The sequence below is a fragment of the Chitinophaga polysaccharea genome, assembly GCF_902150045.1.
Classification (GTDB): domain Bacteria; phylum Bacteroidota; class Bacteroidia; order Chitinophagales; family Chitinophagaceae; genus Chitinophaga; species Chitinophaga polysaccharea_A.
Window position 1 is genome coordinate 179851 of the sequence record NZ_CABFVU010000002.1, and the last position, 16512, is coordinate 196362.

14 protein-coding genes and 1 tRNA gene are annotated in these 16512 nt (G+C 45.7%); 8 read left to right on the forward strand and 7 right to left on the reverse strand.

From position 1 onward, the window contains the following. Positions 1–51: 51 nt before the first annotated feature. On the reverse strand, positions 52–1296 hold the full coding sequence (locus FN124_RS15250; protein WP_142685685.1) for an HD domain-containing protein: 1245 nt from the start codon (positions 1294–1296) through the stop codon (positions 52–54). 340 nt (positions 1297–1636) lie between these two features. Between FN124_RS15250 and porX the strand changes: the two genes are divergently transcribed. From porX to FN124_RS15280, 6 genes are all read left to right on the forward strand, one after another. Further along, positions 1637–3190, forward strand: coding sequence for a T9SS response regulator signal transducer PorX (porX, locus tag FN124_RS15255; protein ID WP_142685686.1), 1554 nt, complete (start codon positions 1637–1639; stop codon positions 3188–3190). A 26-nt stretch (positions 3191–3216) separates the two neighbouring features. Further along, complete coding sequence (locus FN124_RS15260; RefSeq protein ID WP_142685687.1) at positions 3217–3540, forward strand: hypothetical protein; 324 nt, start codon at positions 3217–3219, stop codon at positions 3538–3540. A gap of 23 nt (positions 3541–3563) precedes the next feature. Beyond that, positions 3564–4325 carry an MBL fold metallo-hydrolase gene (locus FN124_RS15265; RefSeq protein ID WP_142685688.1) on the forward strand — a complete coding sequence of 254 codons (762 nt, stop codon included), beginning with the start codon at positions 3564–3566 and terminating at the stop codon, positions 4323–4325. A 73-nt stretch (positions 4326–4398) separates the two neighbouring features. Next, positions 4399–5421: a ComEA family DNA-binding protein gene (locus FN124_RS15270; protein ID WP_142685689.1), complete on the forward strand. Its 1023-nt coding sequence runs from the start codon at positions 4399–4401 to the stop codon at positions 5419–5421. 15 nt (positions 5422–5436) lie between these two features. Continuing rightward, the gene (locus FN124_RS15275; protein WP_142685690.1) at positions 5437–6576 is read left to right on the forward strand and encodes an acyl-CoA dehydrogenase family protein; all 1140 of its coding nucleotides are present in this window, start codon (positions 5437–5439) and stop codon (positions 6574–6576) included. Between the two features lie 483 nt (positions 6577–7059). Beyond that, positions 7060–7629 (forward strand): hypothetical protein, encoded by a 570-nt coding sequence (locus FN124_RS15280; protein ID WP_142685691.1) that lies wholly within the window; start codon positions 7060–7062, stop codon positions 7627–7629. A 282-nt stretch (positions 7630–7911) separates the two neighbouring features. On the opposite strand, the gene FN124_RS15285 is transcribed toward FN124_RS15280, so the two are convergent. The 5 genes from FN124_RS15285 to FN124_RS15305 form a co-directional block, all read right to left on the reverse strand. Continuing rightward, positions 7912–8199 (reverse strand): hypothetical protein, encoded by a 288-nt coding sequence (locus FN124_RS15285; protein WP_142685692.1) that lies wholly within the window; start codon positions 8197–8199, stop codon positions 7912–7914. Between the two features lie 54 nt (positions 8200–8253). Continuing rightward, entirely contained in the window at positions 8254–9498 is a 1245-nt protein-coding gene (clpX, locus tag FN124_RS15290) for an ATP-dependent Clp protease ATP-binding subunit ClpX (protein WP_142685693.1), read from the reverse strand. A gap of 219 nt (positions 9499–9717) precedes the next feature. After that, on the reverse strand, positions 9718–10419 hold the full coding sequence (gene clpP / locus FN124_RS15295) for an ATP-dependent Clp endopeptidase proteolytic subunit ClpP (RefSeq protein ID WP_142685694.1): 702 nt from the start codon (positions 10417–10419) through the stop codon (positions 9718–9720). After that, the gene (tig, locus tag FN124_RS15300; protein ID WP_142685695.1) at positions 10409–11788 is read right to left on the reverse strand and encodes a trigger factor; all 1380 of its coding nucleotides are present in this window, start codon (positions 11786–11788) and stop codon (positions 10409–10411) included. The genes clpP and tig overlap by 11 nt, the downstream gene beginning before the upstream one ends. Positions 11789–12004: 216 nt before the next feature. Further along, a tRNA-Leu gene (locus FN124_RS15305) sits at positions 12005–12086 on the reverse strand. A 233-nt stretch (positions 12087–12319) separates the two neighbouring features. Here FN124_RS15305 and FN124_RS15310 point away from each other — a divergent pair. Next, a complete protein-coding gene (locus tag FN124_RS15310; protein ID WP_142685696.1) occupies positions 12320–13543 on the forward strand; it encodes an ROK family transcriptional regulator in 1224 nt (407 codons plus the stop codon). 58 nt (positions 13544–13601) lie between these two features. After that, a complete protein-coding gene (locus tag FN124_RS15315; protein WP_142685697.1) occupies positions 13602–14018 on the forward strand; it encodes a VOC family protein in 417 nt (138 codons plus the stop codon). A gap of 81 nt (positions 14019–14099) precedes the next feature. Here the strand turns inward: FN124_RS15315 and FN124_RS15320 are convergent, their stop codons facing one another. Next, entirely contained in the window at positions 14100–16388 is a 2289-nt protein-coding gene (locus FN124_RS15320; RefSeq protein ID WP_142685698.1) for a tetratricopeptide repeat protein, read from the reverse strand. Positions 16389–16512: the final 124 nt, after the last annotated feature.

Here is a 16512-nt window from a genome sequence, read left to right on the forward strand (position 1 = left end):
CCAGGCTACACCGGATAGTATGAACTTATTATTTATTTAACATTTTATTCCTTATAAGACGTTGTTAGCCTGAATTTTTGGATGACAAATGTAGAATTTTTTTACCGGTATCGCCAGTGTATGGCTAATCAGTGCATTGTCGATGGAGGAAATGTCTTTTACAGTTCCATCTTTAAATAGGATATTGATCTTCTCGTCGTTAACGTTGTAAGCCCTCAGCGAGGCCGCACCGGTAAAAACAAAGTAATCCAGGTCTGCACCCTCAATCCCCCATTTTTGTCTGACCTGTTCCTTCAATAATAGTGCTGCACTTCCGTCGAAAGCCTGATTACTTAATACAACCTTAAATAAGTTCCTGTTTATTAACCATTTACATAAAAGTGACAAGACTTGGTCCTCGTGTGTTGTCCATACCTTAATAGCTCCCATTAAATCATAATCGTCCAGTTGGCAAAATAGTTCCAGGCATTCAGGCCCGCACTCAAAGTTGTTCTTTGTAATGGTATTATACAGGAAATATGCCAGAGCCGGGGAGCAGAACAGTTGCTTTCCCTCCTGGGCCAGCGCTTTCGCCCTGGTCAGGATCTTTACCAGCATATTTTCGGCACTGAGCACTGTTTTATGCAGGTATACCTGCCAGTACATCAGCCTCCGGGCAATGATAAACTTCTCAATAGAATAAATGCCCTTTTCTTCCACCATCAGCTCCCCCTTATGTACAATCAGCATCTTGATAATGCGGTCGTACCCGATGGTGCCTTCGGCCACCCCGGTATAAAAGCTGTCGCGGTTCAGGTAATCCATCCGGTCCACATCCAGCTGGCTGGAAACCAACTGGTGCAGGAATTTTTTATGATAACGCCCGTTAAAAATATCCAGTGTAAGCGACAGCGCCCCGTTCATTTCCCTGTTCAATGCCTCCATCAGCCATTGGGAGATCTCTTCATGCGACACGCCCTCAATAATACCATTCTCCAGTGCATGGGAATAAGGCCCATGCCCGATATCATGCAGTAAAATGGCCATTTTTGCCGCCACTTCTTCTTCAGGGGTAATATCTGTTCCTTTGCTGCGAAGCTCCAGCAACGCCATGCTCATAAGATGATAGGCGCCCATGCTATGATGAAACCGCGTATGCATAGCACCAGGATACACCAGGTGGGCCAGTGCCATCTGATGTATGCGGCGGAGCCGCTGGTAATATGGATGTGAAATGAGGTTAAAAATCAACGGGTGATCTATGGTAATAAAGCCATACACCGGATCATTAACAATTTTTCGCTTGCGTTCGGTCATTTGCATTTAATTATACGATCTCAGGCGGAGCATCCGCGCCTGAATCCCTGGTGCCTGTATGCAAAACTACACCCGAAATTTATTATATGTAATTTTTTTACTTATAAAGACGCGCTGCATCCACGATACCCCTATGACAGTATAAAACAATTGGTAGGTTACAGGTAAATCATGGATGCGAAGGTAAATAACTTTATCAGGCTGTTCACTTTTTCCTGCTATCATTTTACCGTGTTCAGCCCTTTTTAACATATAATTACCGGCAAATGATAGTCGGGGAATGATATTTGCCAAAAAATAAGGGTAAATTCCTTTTTTTACCGGAACCTTAAATCTTATTATGAGTCAGATAAATATACTATGGGTAGATGATGAAATAGAGTCCCTCAAATCACAGATTATCTTCCTGGAAAGCAAAGGCTATAAGGTGTCCCCCCTGACCAACGGGCATGATGCGCTTGAATTCCTGAAAGAACAGGTGGTGGATGTAGTGCTGCTGGATGAATCCATGCCCGGTATCACCGGCCTGGAAACCCTTAGCAAGATCAAGGAAATTGACCAGCAGATCCCGGTAGTGATGATCACTAAAAATGAGGCGGAAAACGTAATGGACGATGCCATCGGTTCCCAGATCACCGATTATCTTATTAAACCGGTAAATCCCAACCAGGTATTATTATCTCTCAAAAAAATAATTGATAACAAAAGACTGGTGGCCGAAAAGACCACCACCGCATACCAGCAGGAGTTCCGCAGCCTGTTTATGGCTCTCAGCTCTAACCCCGACTTTAATGAGTGGATGGACATTTATAAGAAACTGGTGTATTGGGAAATGGAAATGACCAAAACCAATAGCCCGGAAATGCTGGAAGTGTTTAACGCCCAGAAAACGGAGGCCAACAACGAATTCTCCAAATTCATCAGCCGTAACTACAGCGACTGGCTACATCCGAAGGCAAAGGAAGCCCCGGTATTGTCGCATACCCTGTTCCGCGATAAGGTAGTACCTAACCTGGATCCCAACGTGCCCAATGTATTCCTGCTGATAGATAACCTGCGGTACGACCAGTGGAAAGCGATCCAGCCTATTTTCCAGGAATCATTCCGTTTGGTGGAGGAAGAATCTTTTTACAGTATCCTGCCCACCAGCACACAATACAGCCGTAATGCCATTTTTGCCGGCCTGCTGCCGGTGGATATTGAACATAAATTCCCCCAGGAATGGAAGAATGATGATGAGGAAGGTGGAAAAAACCTTTACGAAGAACATTTTTTCGCCGCCCAGCTGAAACAGCTCAAACTGGATCCCCGCTTTTCCTACACCAAGGTGACCAATCATGCCGATGCCCAGGTAATGCTCAACAATATCCATAATATGCTGGATTACCCGCTGAGCGTGATCGTGTACAACTTCGTAGATATGCTCAGCCATGCCCGTACGGAAATGGAAGTACTCAAGGAACTGGCCGGCGATGAAGCCTCTTACCGCTCTATTACCGCCAGCTGGTTTGAGCACAGCCCGCTGCACCAGGCGCTGAAACGCATCAGCGACAAAAAAATAAATCTCATCATTGCCACCGACCATGGCAGCGTAAGGGTAAAAACGCCTGTGAAGGTGATAGGGGATAAACAAACCACCACCAACCTGCGCTACAAACACGGACGCAACCTGAATTATGATCCGAAAGAAGTACTGGCCTTCCGCGATCCCCGTGATGCAGGATTGCCAAAGCCCAACGTAAACTCTTCCTATATTTTTGCAAAAGGGGACGGGTATCTCTGTTATCCGAACAACTATAATTATTTTGTGAATTACTACCGCAATACCTTCCAGCATGGCGGTATTTCCCTGGAAGAAATGATTGTACCTTTCGCCAGGATGGTAACGAAGTAACAACACCTTTTTGCTATTTTTGCAACATGAATATCAAAATCACACCTAATAACCTGACCAAACTGGAAAAGATCTTCGAGGAGGCTAAATATGTACTGCGCTTCGAAAAAGGTAGTTTCCTGTCCGGTTACTGCATCCTTGAACATAAGAAGGTGGTAGTGATCAACAAATTCCTGAACCTGGAGGGGCGTATCAATACGCTGATCGATATTTTATCGACCCTGCCGCTGGACGAAGAAATGCTCACGGCGGAGTCGCATAAGCTGTACAAACAGATACAGTCCAGTAAACCCATTCCCGAAGCGGGGGACGAAGAAAACGGGGCTCCGGGCGAACAGGCTGCGGAATAGGCCCAAAAGACAAATGATGTTGGATGAAAGTTACATTTTTAGGTACGGGCACGTCGCAGGGAGTTCCGGTTATAGCTTGTGGTTGCGAAGTTTGCTCCTCGACCGATAAAAAAGACAAACGCTTACGCAGCAGTATTATGATCACCGCTCCCGCGGGGAATATTGTAGTGGATACCACCCCGGATTTCCGCTACCAGATGCTGCGTGAAAAGGTAGGCCACCTGGAAGCTGTGCTCATTACCCATTCCCATAAAGATCATATTGCAGGCATGGATGATATCCGCGCTTTTAATTATTTTCAGAAAAGCGCTATAGATATTTATGCCACCGAGTTTTCGCAGAGCGTTATTAAGCGCGAATTTGCTTATGCCTTTGCTGATTTCAAATATCCCGGTATCCCGGAGATTAACCTGCAAACTATTTCAGATGGCCCTTTTGACGTGAACGGGCTAACGGTTACGCCTATCCATGTTATGCATCACCAGATGCCTGTACTGGGTTTCCGCGTTCATGACTTTACCTATATTACAGATGCCAATTACATTGCGCCGGAGGAAAAAGAAAAGATCCGGGGCTCAAAAACCCTTGTACTGAATGCGCTGCGCCGCGAAAAACACATCTCTCATTTTACACTCGATGAAGCCATTGCACTAGGTAAGGAATTAAATGTACCGGAAGTATACCTTACGCACATCAGCCACCAGCTGGGGTTACATGAATCGGTATCAAAAGAGTTACCTGCCGGCACGCACTTGGCTTATGATGGCCTGAGCCTTGAAATTTAAGGAGCCGTTTTATTTCTGTTAACAGATTACTGCATATAAAGGAATAGCTTGGGAACAAAATTGTTGTTGACCCATGTGGAGATCATTTGCCCGCGAATACCTGCGGTTTTCACGGAAGGAACAATTTGGAATAATAACATTGGCAATACTTATGCTCATCACCAGTTATATTCCCGACCTGGTCTTTTATTTTCAGCGGCGTGTGCCTGCTACCGGTAGTGATGATCTGAAAGCGGCGGTGCTGGCCTTTGAAGCGGGAATGGGGACTGCTGAGGAAGAACCGGTAGTATTGCCGCCTGCATATGCCGGCCTGTTTTATTTTGATCCGAATACCCTGGCGGTTGCCGGTTGGCAGCAGCTGGGAGTAAGTGAACGTACGGCCGCTACTATAAGGAAATACCTGGCCAGTGGCGGCCGGTTCAGGAAACCAGCTGATCTTGGAAAGATTTATGGATTGCCGCCGGTATTGTGCACACAGCTGATGCCTTATGTACGCATTGAAAGTAAAGACAATACCGGTTTTTCCGGGAGATATGACAGGCCGGATCGCTATTATGCCAGGCGCTATGGCGGTGGCAGAGAAGATAGCGGTCGCCGTTATTCAGGGTATTACAGCAATAACTACCGGGATAGCAGTAGCCGTTACCCCGGAAATGATACCATTTCGTTTACCCGTTATCGTAAGAAAGCGTCGGCTGCTCCTATTGATATTAACCTGGCAGACAGCACTGCCTGGCAATCCCTGCCCGGCATCGGACCGGGCTTTGCAAGGCGGATAATTGTTTTCCGCGACCGGTTGGGAGGCTTCTATTCCGTGGAGCAGGTGGCGGAATGCTATGGCTTACCCGACTCCACATTTCAAAAAATTCAACCGTTCTTACAAATCGGTAGCAGTTCTCTAAAAAAACTAGACCTCAACCTCACAGATGAAAAATCTTTGGCAGCTCACCCATACATACGCTATAAACTGGCCCGTCTGATAGTGCAGTATCGCAGTAGCCATGCGGGTTTCAGGGCGGTATCCGACCTCCGCAACCTGCCGTTGGTGGATGAGATTATTTATCGTAAAATTGAACATTACATTGAGATCAAATAATAAATCCACACGGTTATGAATTTTGCGCCTACGGAAATGCAACAACAGATTGCACAAATGATCCGGGATTTCGGAAAAATAAACATGCAGCCTCACGTGATGGAATGGGATGAACAACAGGAATTTCCCGTGCAGGTATTCAAACAGCTGGGAGAACTGGGCCTTATGGGTGTACTCGTACCACAGGAATATGGTGGCAGCGGACTTGGGTACCTGGAATACGTAACGGTGATCAGTGAAATTGCACGTATTTGCGGGGCTATAGGGTTAAGTGTGGCGGCTCATAATTCCTTATGTACCGGCCATACCCTGCAGTTTGCCAATGAAGCGCAGAAACAACGCTACCTGCCAAAGCTGGCTACCGGCGAATGGATCGGCGCCTGGGGACTTACAGAGCCCAATACCGGTTCAGATGCCATGAATATGAAATGTGTAGCCAGGAAGGAGGGAAACGACTGGGTACTGAATGGTACTAAATGCTGGATCACGCACGGCAAAAGTTGTGATATGGCGGTGGTAATAGCCCGTACCGGCGACGTGCGCGATAGTCACGGCATGAGCGCCTTTATTGTAGAGAAGGGAACGCCCGGTTTCAGCGGGGGCAAAAAAGAAAATAAACTGGGAATGCGGGCATCTGAAACCGCCGAGATGATATTCGACAATTGCCGCATTCCTGCGGAAAATATGCTGGGAGAGGAGGGAGATGGCTTTATCCAGTCCATGAAAGTATTGGACGGGGGCAGGATCTCTATCGCAGCATTATCGCTCGGTATTGCCAAGGGCGCCATGGATGCGGCGCTGAAATACTCAAAAGAACGGCACCAGTTCGATCAGCCCATTTCCAACTTCCAGGGCATTTCCTTCAAACTGGCAGATATGGCTACCGAAATAGCCGCCGCAGAATTGCTTACCTTGCAGGCCGCTGATATGAAGAACCGCAAGGTAAAAATGACCATGCAGGCCGCTATGGCTAAATATTATGCATCGGAGGTAGCGGTAAGGGTAGCCAATGATGCGGTACAGATTTTTGGTGGGTATGGTTATACGAAGGACTTCCCGGTAGAAAAATTTTATCGAGATGCAAAATTATGTACCATCGGGGAAGGCACCTCAGAGATCCAGAAAATTGTGATTGCACGGGAAGCGCTCAGATAAAATAACGATTTTGCAATTGATACTGATCCTATTGAGATATCGGAATTTTTATAATTTATTTAAAACCCGTTTATAAGCCGTTCATCATTTTTTCAAAATAACTTAATATTACCCCTTTAGTGTTATTGAATATTGCAAAAGGAACGTTAAATTTGGGTTAATTCATCACTCTTTACCGTTTATCAACCTTAACACACAAAATCAAGAAAGATTTGAAACACATTTACGCAATGAAAAGCACCCTGTAACACGGGTGCTTTTCTATACCGGGTCTGGCTGGTTTATCCCGTATTAAAGATGCTTAGTAAAATGTGAAGCCTGTAATCCACGTTATGATTCTTCTTTAATTCAGTAGTTCTACTGATACCTGTAATATTTATCCCTATTACTTTTACATCCGTAACTATTCGGATATTGTTATGTTCTCCGGAATCTTAAAACGGGCGGTATACATTGTGCCGGGGCCTGCCTATAACCGTATTGTTGATATACGGTGTTTCCAGTTTTCTTTTCCATCAGCATGCCAGCAAAAAGCATTCAGTTACGGTAAGAAACATTCCCATCCCGGATGATCCGGTTACTATTGCCGAAGGCCGGCCTTTATATGGAATAAAGGGCTACGGCGAATGCCACAGCGCAAACCTGCGCGGCAAAATGGGGGTAGATGATCCTGCCATCGGACATATTGCCGGTGGTGATATTACCTGTGAAACAGCAGGCTTGTCGGAGAGTTACCGCAATGAAGACCGGTTAAAGGCCCTGGAGCATGGTTTAAATACCACAAATAAGCTTTTATTGCTCATGCCTTCAGAAGAGTTCACCCGGACGGATGATCCCGATATAGCGGCTGTAACTGCGTTTTGTAGCGCACAGCTCCAAATAGATACCCCTTCCATTCCCAGAGTAGTGCCGTTGAGGAGAATCCTCTCTGTGCAGGAAGAGATCCCGATGTTTCCTGCTGAAAAAATTGATCACCTCCATGAACAAGCTGACACAAAAAAATACGGCCAATACCTGCGGATTCCTGCACAGGCTGCCATAAGCCGGTATTAGCGGTTGGCGATAACCCGGTCCGGGGCGCTACACCGGTAGCTGATATCACCTCCACCGGGCATGTAGGGAAATGGAACTGTAATGAATTTATAACCACGCTGCGTGCTGGCAGAACGCCGGAGGGAAAGCAGCTGCACGTGAAAGATATGCCATGGAATATGACCACTTAGTACACGGATGAAGAATTAACCGTTTTGTATCTTTATCTCAGAAGCCTCTAAAAAAGAAGAAGGGCCTTCCCGAAATACTTCCCGGAAAGCCCTTCTTCACTATTATCTGTACTTACTTTTTATCTTTGCTGAAGAAGTCAGACACTTTTTCTTTTGCTTCTTCTGCCCAATCCTCTGCTTTATCTTTCACATTATCCAGAAAATCCCCTGCCTGATCCATCAGGCCCGCCTTTTTTTCTTCGGCTTTTCCTGACATACCTGCAAACCAGTTATCAACTGTACCTGCAATAAAAGGAGGTAATTTGCCTTTCACATATTCTTTTATCACATCAATAGACTGTGCAGCCTGTTCGGCTGTAAGCCCGGCTTTGTCCTGTAATTGCTGAATGAGTTCCTGCATAAATAGAGTTTTATGGTTAGAGATAGTGCCACTGTTCACGGATAACGGGAACAGTTAGGCCACTTTCAGTTTAACGAGGGTAGATTGCTCCAGTTTAGCCTGTGCATATTCCCTGGTAAGATGGAAGTGTGATTCATTGGCAGACGGCAGTTCATACATCGCATCACTCAGCACCACTTCACAGATGGAGCGTAAACCACGCGCACCCAGTTTGTATTCCATTGCCTTGTCAACGATATAATCGATCGCTTCCTCTTCTATCTGTAAATCGATGTTTTCTACCTTGAAAAGTTTTTTGTACTGTTTTACCAATGCATTTTTAGGCTCGGTAAGAATCAGTTTCAGGGTATCCCTGTCGAGCGAGTTGAGATAGGTTACCACGGGTAAACGGCCCAGTAATTCAGGAATCAGACCAAAGGATTTCAGGTCCTGTGAATTGATGTAACGCAGGATCTGTTTCCTGTTCTCTTCTTCTTTTTCCTTGTTAACGGTAAAGCCGATAGAGTGTGTTTGTATCCTTCTGCTGATAATTCTTTCCACGCCATCAAATGCGCCACCGCAGATGAAGAGAATATTTTGCGTGTTCAGTTTGATCAGTTTTTGTTCCGGGTGTTTACGGCCACCCTGTGGTGGTACCAATACCTCGGTGCCTTCCAGTAACTTCAGAAGCCCCTGTTGAACGCCTTCTCCGCTTACATCACGGGTGATGGAAGGATTATCGTTTTTACGGGCAATTTTATCGATTTCATCAATGTAAACGATGCCGCGTTCAGCAGCTTCCACATCATAGTTACATACCTGTAACAGGCGGCTGAGGATACTTTCCACGTCTTCACCCACATAGCCGGCTTCTGTAAACACGGTAGCGTCCACAATAGCGAAGGGAACGTTTAGTTGTTTAGCGATGGATTTAGCCAGCAGGGTTTTACCTGTACCGGTTTCTCCTACCATGATGATGTTGGATTTTTCTATCTCTACTTCATCATCAGTAATCTGCTGATTGAGTCTTTTATAGTGGTTGTATACGGCTACTGCCAGTATTTTCTTCGCATCATCCTGGCCAATTACGTATTCGTCCAGGAATTTTTTCATGTCAATGGGTTTAGACACTTTTGGGGCGAAGTTTGGAGCTACGGCCGCAGCTGCTTTCTTGCCCGGGGTAAATAACTCCTGGTCAATTATCTCCTGCGCGTTGGCTACGCAGTTTTCACAGATGTGTCCTTCTGCGCCTGCAATCAGTATCTGCACTTCTTCTTTGGAGCGGCTGCAAAAGGAGCATCGGATTTTAGATTCTTTCATTTCGGAATAGATTATTTTTCTACGAAACTATCATTGCCTGCATTGATAATTGCAGGGTTACAAATTTACACTAAATAGCCGAAAGCATAAGTCTTAATACGGTAAAGCTTATCATCTCACAAAACAAAAGCTATTGTAATGAAGATAGAAGCGTTTTTTAATATGTATCGCCGTCATCTTCGCTACAATAGCTTTATTTATGCCTTGAGCGTTAAGCTATTACTGAGGTGTTTCCAGGTTTTTCTTTGGATTTTTCTGGAGTACGTCATCAATAATGCCGTATTCTTTTGCTTCATCCGCAGTCATCCAGTAATCACGGTCAGAGTCTTTTTCCACTTTTTTGATCGGCTGTCCGCAATGGCCTGCAATGATTTCGTTCAGCTCTTTTTTCAGTTTCACGAATTCACGCGCAGTGATTTCGATGTCTGAAGTCTGGCCTTCGGCACCGCCATGAGGCTGGTGGATCATTACACGTGCATGTTTCAGCGCAGTGCGTTTTCCTTTTGTGCCCGCTACCAGCAGTACAGCGCCGAAAGAGGCCGCCATACCGGTACAGATAGTAGCTACATCAGGAGAAATGATCTGCATAGTATCATAAATACCCAGACCGGCGTAAACGCTTCCTCCGGGGCTATTGATGTACATCTGTATATCACGGTTACGGTCGGAAGATTCCAGGAACAGCAGCTGTGCGGTAATCACGTTTGCCACGTAATCGTTCACCGGGTCTCCGAGGAAAATAATACGATCAGCCATCAACCTGGAGAAAACGTCCATCTGGGTCATATTCATCTGGCGTTCTTCAAGGATATAAGGAGTCAGACTGTTGATCTGGTGGCTTTTAGCGTAACTGTCTACTACCAGGCTGCTGATTCCCCGATGCTGGATGGCATATTTTCTAAATTCATTATTAATGTTCATGATGGTGATGTTTATGAGGTAAATTAACAAAATCTTCTGCTTTGATTTCCTCTTCTTTCACGTTCACCTTTGTTTCAGCCCAGTCAAATAACCTGGCAGTGATCATTTCGCGGTAAGTCTGGTCTACAAATTTCTCATCCTGTAACAGGCGGTCCAGGTAGCTGTCTAACCATTCTGCTCCATCAGTAGCGGCGCCGCCATAGTAGCCTAATACTTTTTGTTTGGCATTTTCTTTCAGGTCTTCGAAAGAAACTTCCAGTTTATTTTCTTTAACCAGTTTATCGCTGATGAGTGTCCAACGTAATTGATGGTCAAACGAAGGGAATTCTTTTTCCGCCTCTTCCGCAGTTTTGGGTTTTTCACCGCCAACCTGCAGCCAGCGTTTGAGGAAATCCTTTGGTAATTCGATCGGCGTTTCGTGCACCAGTACTTCAAACAGGTCGTTGTGAAGATGGTTGCGACTCTCAGAATCCCAGTATTTGCCGATTTCTTCTTTCAGTTTAGCGCGGAAAGCTTCTTCAGTAGTGATATCTTCTCCAGGATAAACTTCTTTGAAGAACTCTTCATTCAGTTCTCTTTTTTCAATCAGACCCACTTTGGTGATAGTCAGTTTGAAATATTTCTTCGCCGCTTCCTTGTCGCCGGCTTCAAAGCCCAGATCTTTCAGGACCCAGCCCAGGCGCTGTTCATCAAAGGAAGTAGCCAGTTGGAATACAATGCTGTCTTCATTCTTTTTACCCTGCAATTCAGCCTGGATAGCCGGTGCAAAGTATTTTACCAGTAAGGCGTTCTCTTTTACGATACCGCCTTCCACTACATTACCGTCCTTGTCTGATTCTTCGAATTTAACGTTAATCACGTTATCTTCAGAAGTAATTGTTTCAGGTTCTGTTGTTTTGCCACCTTTCAGCTGTAAACGTTGAACTTCATCGTTTACCATTTCGTCGGTAACGGTTACTTTATATTTGGTGAGGGTGGTCTTGTTATTTTCAAGGGGAGTAACGGTGAAGGATGGTTTCAGACCTACTTCAAATTCGAAGTCGTAATCAGCAGGTTTGTTGTAATCCAGGTCTTTTGCCTGTTTTTCCAGGGACAATGGCTGGCCGAAGATTTCCAGTTTTTCTGCCTGCACATAGCCCATCAGTTCTCTTTCAACAGTTTTCAGAATTTCGTCGCCAAAGATAGCCTGACCGTGCATTTTCTTAACCATACCTGCAGGCACCATTCCTTTGCGGAAGCCTGGTATGTTCGCATTTTTGCTGAATTGCTTTACTGCCTTGTCAAAATTAGGAAGGTAATCTTCCTTGCTCACTTTCACAGTGATCTTATCGTTCAATAAACCAATGTTTTCTCTCGTAACGGTTGCCATAATTGAATTGTATAAAGTGTTCTTTAGAAGCAATAATGATTCCTTGTTTATTTTTCTGCCATGAAGTCACAACGGCAAGTAGGAATGGCAGGAAATTATTTTTGAATAAAATCAGGTGAAACTGTGTCTGAATAAGACATAAGTGACAATGAAAGTGAGGGGGAGCATAGCATTATCACGTTGCCATATTGACGCATTGCCACATAATATTATATGTGCGGATGAAGGGACTCGAACCCCCATGCCTCGCGGCACCAGATCCTAAGTCTGGCATGTCTACCAATTTCATCACATCCGCAGTAAATAAAAAGAACTTACTCCTCCCTGTTCCCCCGCCCGGAAAACCGCCCGGGTGTACATGACAAGAGCCCTTTTTTAGCTCAAAAAGGATTGCAAAGGTATTATTTTTTGGGAATTAACAAAATCATTTATATAGACAACATTCAGCCGCTTTCCTCCCCTAATTTTTTAAAAAATCAGAATTAAGCAGTTAAATTGGAGGGCAATTACTGTAAAAGTCTATCTGATGCTATGACCAAAACCTTCTTCGAAGAACTGAACAGCGCAAATGCTACCGGTGTAGCCTATAAAAATATCAACCTGAAAAAGGCTGCCCTGGCTTATTTTGCCAATTCCGGCAACGCCACCATTGCCGACCTGTGCAAGGAACTCAACCTCAGCACTCCCAAAGTGACCAACCTGGTAAATGATCTCATTGCCGACGGACTGGTAATGGACTATGGCAAAATAGAGTCTACCGGCGGCCGTAAGCCCAACCTGTACGGCCTGGTGCCGGATTCGGCCTTCTTCATCGGCGTAGACGTGAAACATGACCACCTCAACCTGGGTCTGTCCGACCTGCATAAAAACCTCGTTACTACGGTGGAGGGACTGCCTTACGCACTGGATAACACCAAAGACTCCCTGGAGCAGCTTTGCCTCCTGATCAACAACTTTATTGACGGGCTCACCGTTCCCAAGGAAAAGATCCTCGGCATCGGCATCAACATCCAGGGGCGTATCAACTACGCTACCGGGTACAATTACAGCCTCTTCTATTTTGACGACGAGCCCCTCAGTAAAGTCATTGCCGCTAAAGTAGGTATCCGTGTTTTCCTGGAGAATGACTCAAGGGCAATGGCCTATGGCGAATTCTGCTCCGACCTTGTGAATGGAGAACGTAATGTGCTGTTCCTGAACCTGGACTACGGCATTGGTATGGGCGTGCTTATCAACGGGGAACTGTATTATGGTAAGTCCGGCTACAGCGGGGAAGTAGGGCATATCCCGATGTTCGATAATGAAATCATCTGTCATTGCGGGAAAAAAGGATGCCTGGAAACAGAAGCCTCCGGATGGGCGCTGGTAAATATGTTCCGGCAAAAGCTGGCAGCAGGATCTTCGTCTATGCTCACACGTACTCATCAGTCGCCGGAAGACATTCACCTGCACGACATCATAGCGGCTGCCAACAACGACGATATGCTGGCCATAGAGCTTATCGCCAAAGTAGGAGAGAACCTGGGCCGGGGCGTAGCCCTGCTTATGAATATCTTCAACCCCGAACTGGTGATACTCGGCGGGGCACTGGCCGCTACACAGGACCACATCCGCCTGCCTATAAAAAGCGCCATGAAAAAATATTCCCTCAGCCTGGTTAGTAATGATTCCAAATTGAAAATGTCGCGGCTGGGCGAAAGCGCCGGCATTATCGGCGCCTGCCTGCTGGTAAGAAATAAGGTGCTCATAAGCTAGTTTTACCTAACTTTATCATCTACCTGAATTCCATTTCTTACCCTAAAAAATGATTGTTATGTCCACCACATTAACAACGTACCTCACATTCGGCACTAACTGCCGTGAAGCAATGAATTTTTACAAAAGCGTTTTCGGAGGAGAGTTACAGATCATGACCATGGGTGAAGCCCCCGAAAGCGATAAGCAACCCGAGGCCGCAAAGGACCTGGTGATGCACGCATATCTGAAAGCACCAGGGTTTGAACTCATGGCATCCGACAGTATGATGGGGCAAACACCTGCAAACGGGAATAGCGTTACACTTACATTGGGCACCGACTCCAACGAAGAATCGGAAAGACTGTTCAATGCTTTATCTGCCGGAGGCAAGGTTACAATGCCACTGGCAGAAACCTTCTGGGCGCACCGCTTTGGTATGTTTACCGATAAGTACGGAATCCCCTGGATGGTAAGCTTTAACAAGCCTATGTAACCAGGTTATCTTTTAAAGAGACGATAAGCTTTACAGCTGTTTACTTTCCTGGTATCCCGGAAAAGTAAACAGCTGTATTTTTTATTTCTTCTTCCTGAAAAAAGAAAATAATCCTCCTCCCCGCAATTCATTTTTTTTCTCTGCTGCAGGCCGGAATTCCGGATCGTTGGTAACAATCAGGTCAATGATCTTTTTGCAGGCGCCTATATCTTCCTTGGCCTCGTAAGCCAGCGCCATAGTATATCTTACAGCAGAAGCTTCGGTATCCCATGCCCAGTTATTGGCGGCATAAATATTCAGGCATTGGGTGGCGTAGGACAGGCATTCATCATATTCTTTGTTACCAAGATAGGCTTCCGCCAGGAAAGCGTATACGCCAAACCGGTAGTTCGGTGCATTATCCGATGCATCGCCGGAAGACATGATCTGCAGCGTGTGTAAAAGGTCTGCAATAGCGGCTTTGAAGCGGCCCAGTTTTAACGCTGCTTTTCCCCTGAAGTAATAGATCTTCATCTGTGAAATCACCGGCAGTTTAGGAATGCCGCCAATGGAAATACGGTTATTGATAGCGCCGATACAATGCTCATACTGTGTATTGTCAAAATACAGATACATCAGGTTAAAGTAAGCGTCGCTGTCGTCGGGTTTTTCCACCAGGTGTGTTTCCAGTGCCTGTATGCGCTCATTCAGGTCGTCTGCACTGTTGGTCCGGATAAACGCGCGCCCGGTTTTAATACGGTCGATGTTATAGATAATGGTTTCACGATCGTAATCTTCCAGCGATTCCATATCCTTCACAATCCAGGTATTGTACTCTTCCAGTATTTTTTCATAGAGATGCAATGCCTCAGCATGTTTCTCCAGTGCGCACAGGTCGTCTATCATTCTTTCATGGATAGACACATAATACATGAGCGGTAATACCCCGGTAAAGTTATCCAGGATGGTTTGCCTGTCGGCGATGGCCTCTGCCAGTTTTCCCATGCTGTGATACGCATCTGCCCTGGATTCCAGTTGTTCCCAGAAGGGCGACATATTGTAGCCTATTGTATGTATATGCGCCGCTTCCACGAAGATGCCGCCTTCGTATAAAGCAATGCCATAGTTGTTGCAGCACATGGCAAAATGGTGAGGATGACCGGCATAGGAGTTGCCTGAATTTTCATACCAGTAGGCATGATAAATATCAAATGCTTTTTTATACAGGAACCGCTTCAGCGCAGCAGTCGCCTGTTTTACCCCGTTATCATTTTCCAGCTGGATAATCTCGGTAAAGATAACGCCGGCTGCGTACCAGTCGTACGGGATGTTATGCTCCACTTCAGGCCAGCTTTCAGGGAACTGTCCGTTTACCTTATAACTGGTGAAATACCATCTTACCATGCTGAACGGATACGGTTTAATGGCCAGTGATTTTTCATACCAGGGCAGCGCTTCATGATAGCTGCCGATATTAAAGAAAGCAGTAGCAGTATAATGATAAAAATAGGCCTCCTCCGGGTATTCCGAAATAAATCGTTTGCCGGTGGAAATCTGTTCAAGGGTGCCTTCATCATCATCGTTCCCGAAAAACTCCGGCCAGAATTCCGTGGTGCCTTTGCAGAACTCCCTGGCCAGCGACGCATTCCGTACGCCATCGGCAAGCAGTTGCTGAATATGCCGGAGCAAACGCAGCATATCTTCCTTGGTATTCTCTCCTGAGGAGATCATTACCTGCAGCATGCTGGCGGCAAACTCATAGTCTGCCATATCAAGGGCAAACCAGGTGGTAGATAACAGCCGGTTATTAAATACGGTGCATTCAAAAGACCGCTTATAGTATTCCAGTGCAGCCGGCCGGTTTTCAGTATGGTAATATACATCCCCGATACGGGTGAAACACTGAAAACGCGCCACATTCAACTGTGGCAGGTCATCCGCATACAACGATTCATATACCTGCAGATTATGGTGCATATCTGCCAGCGCCTTGCCTGTTTCATTCTTTAACACCCATACCTGGAAGCGGTATAATAATGCTTTGGTAGTTAATTCTTCATCGCCACCGGCAATGAGTATATCACAGTCGCTGATGGTTTCATCTCCCTTGTCGGCCATGATATTGGCTCCCATATAAGCGCGGTGTACACGGGCCTGAATATGTGAGGGGTCAATGCTCAGTACCTGGCTGAATGCCTCGTAAGCCTCATTATACATGGCAGTGGCAAGGTCCCGGTTATCGGTGGCCTTTGCGTTTTCCAGCTGCGACAAACCCAGCAGCTGCCATCCCCGGGTCTCTCCCGGATGATCCTGCAGGTATGTTTCAAGTTTGGTAATTGCTTCCGTATACGCCTGTTCATTATACAGCCTTTCCAGTTCGTCTAAATACATATGCGCTTTATTAGGACCTGTAATTTATTAATATTGGGGATGATGATAAATATTTTCTGATAGTTTCCCGCCGAATATATATATTTAAAGACCATTTATTATCAGCCAGAAACTTCAATCCTTT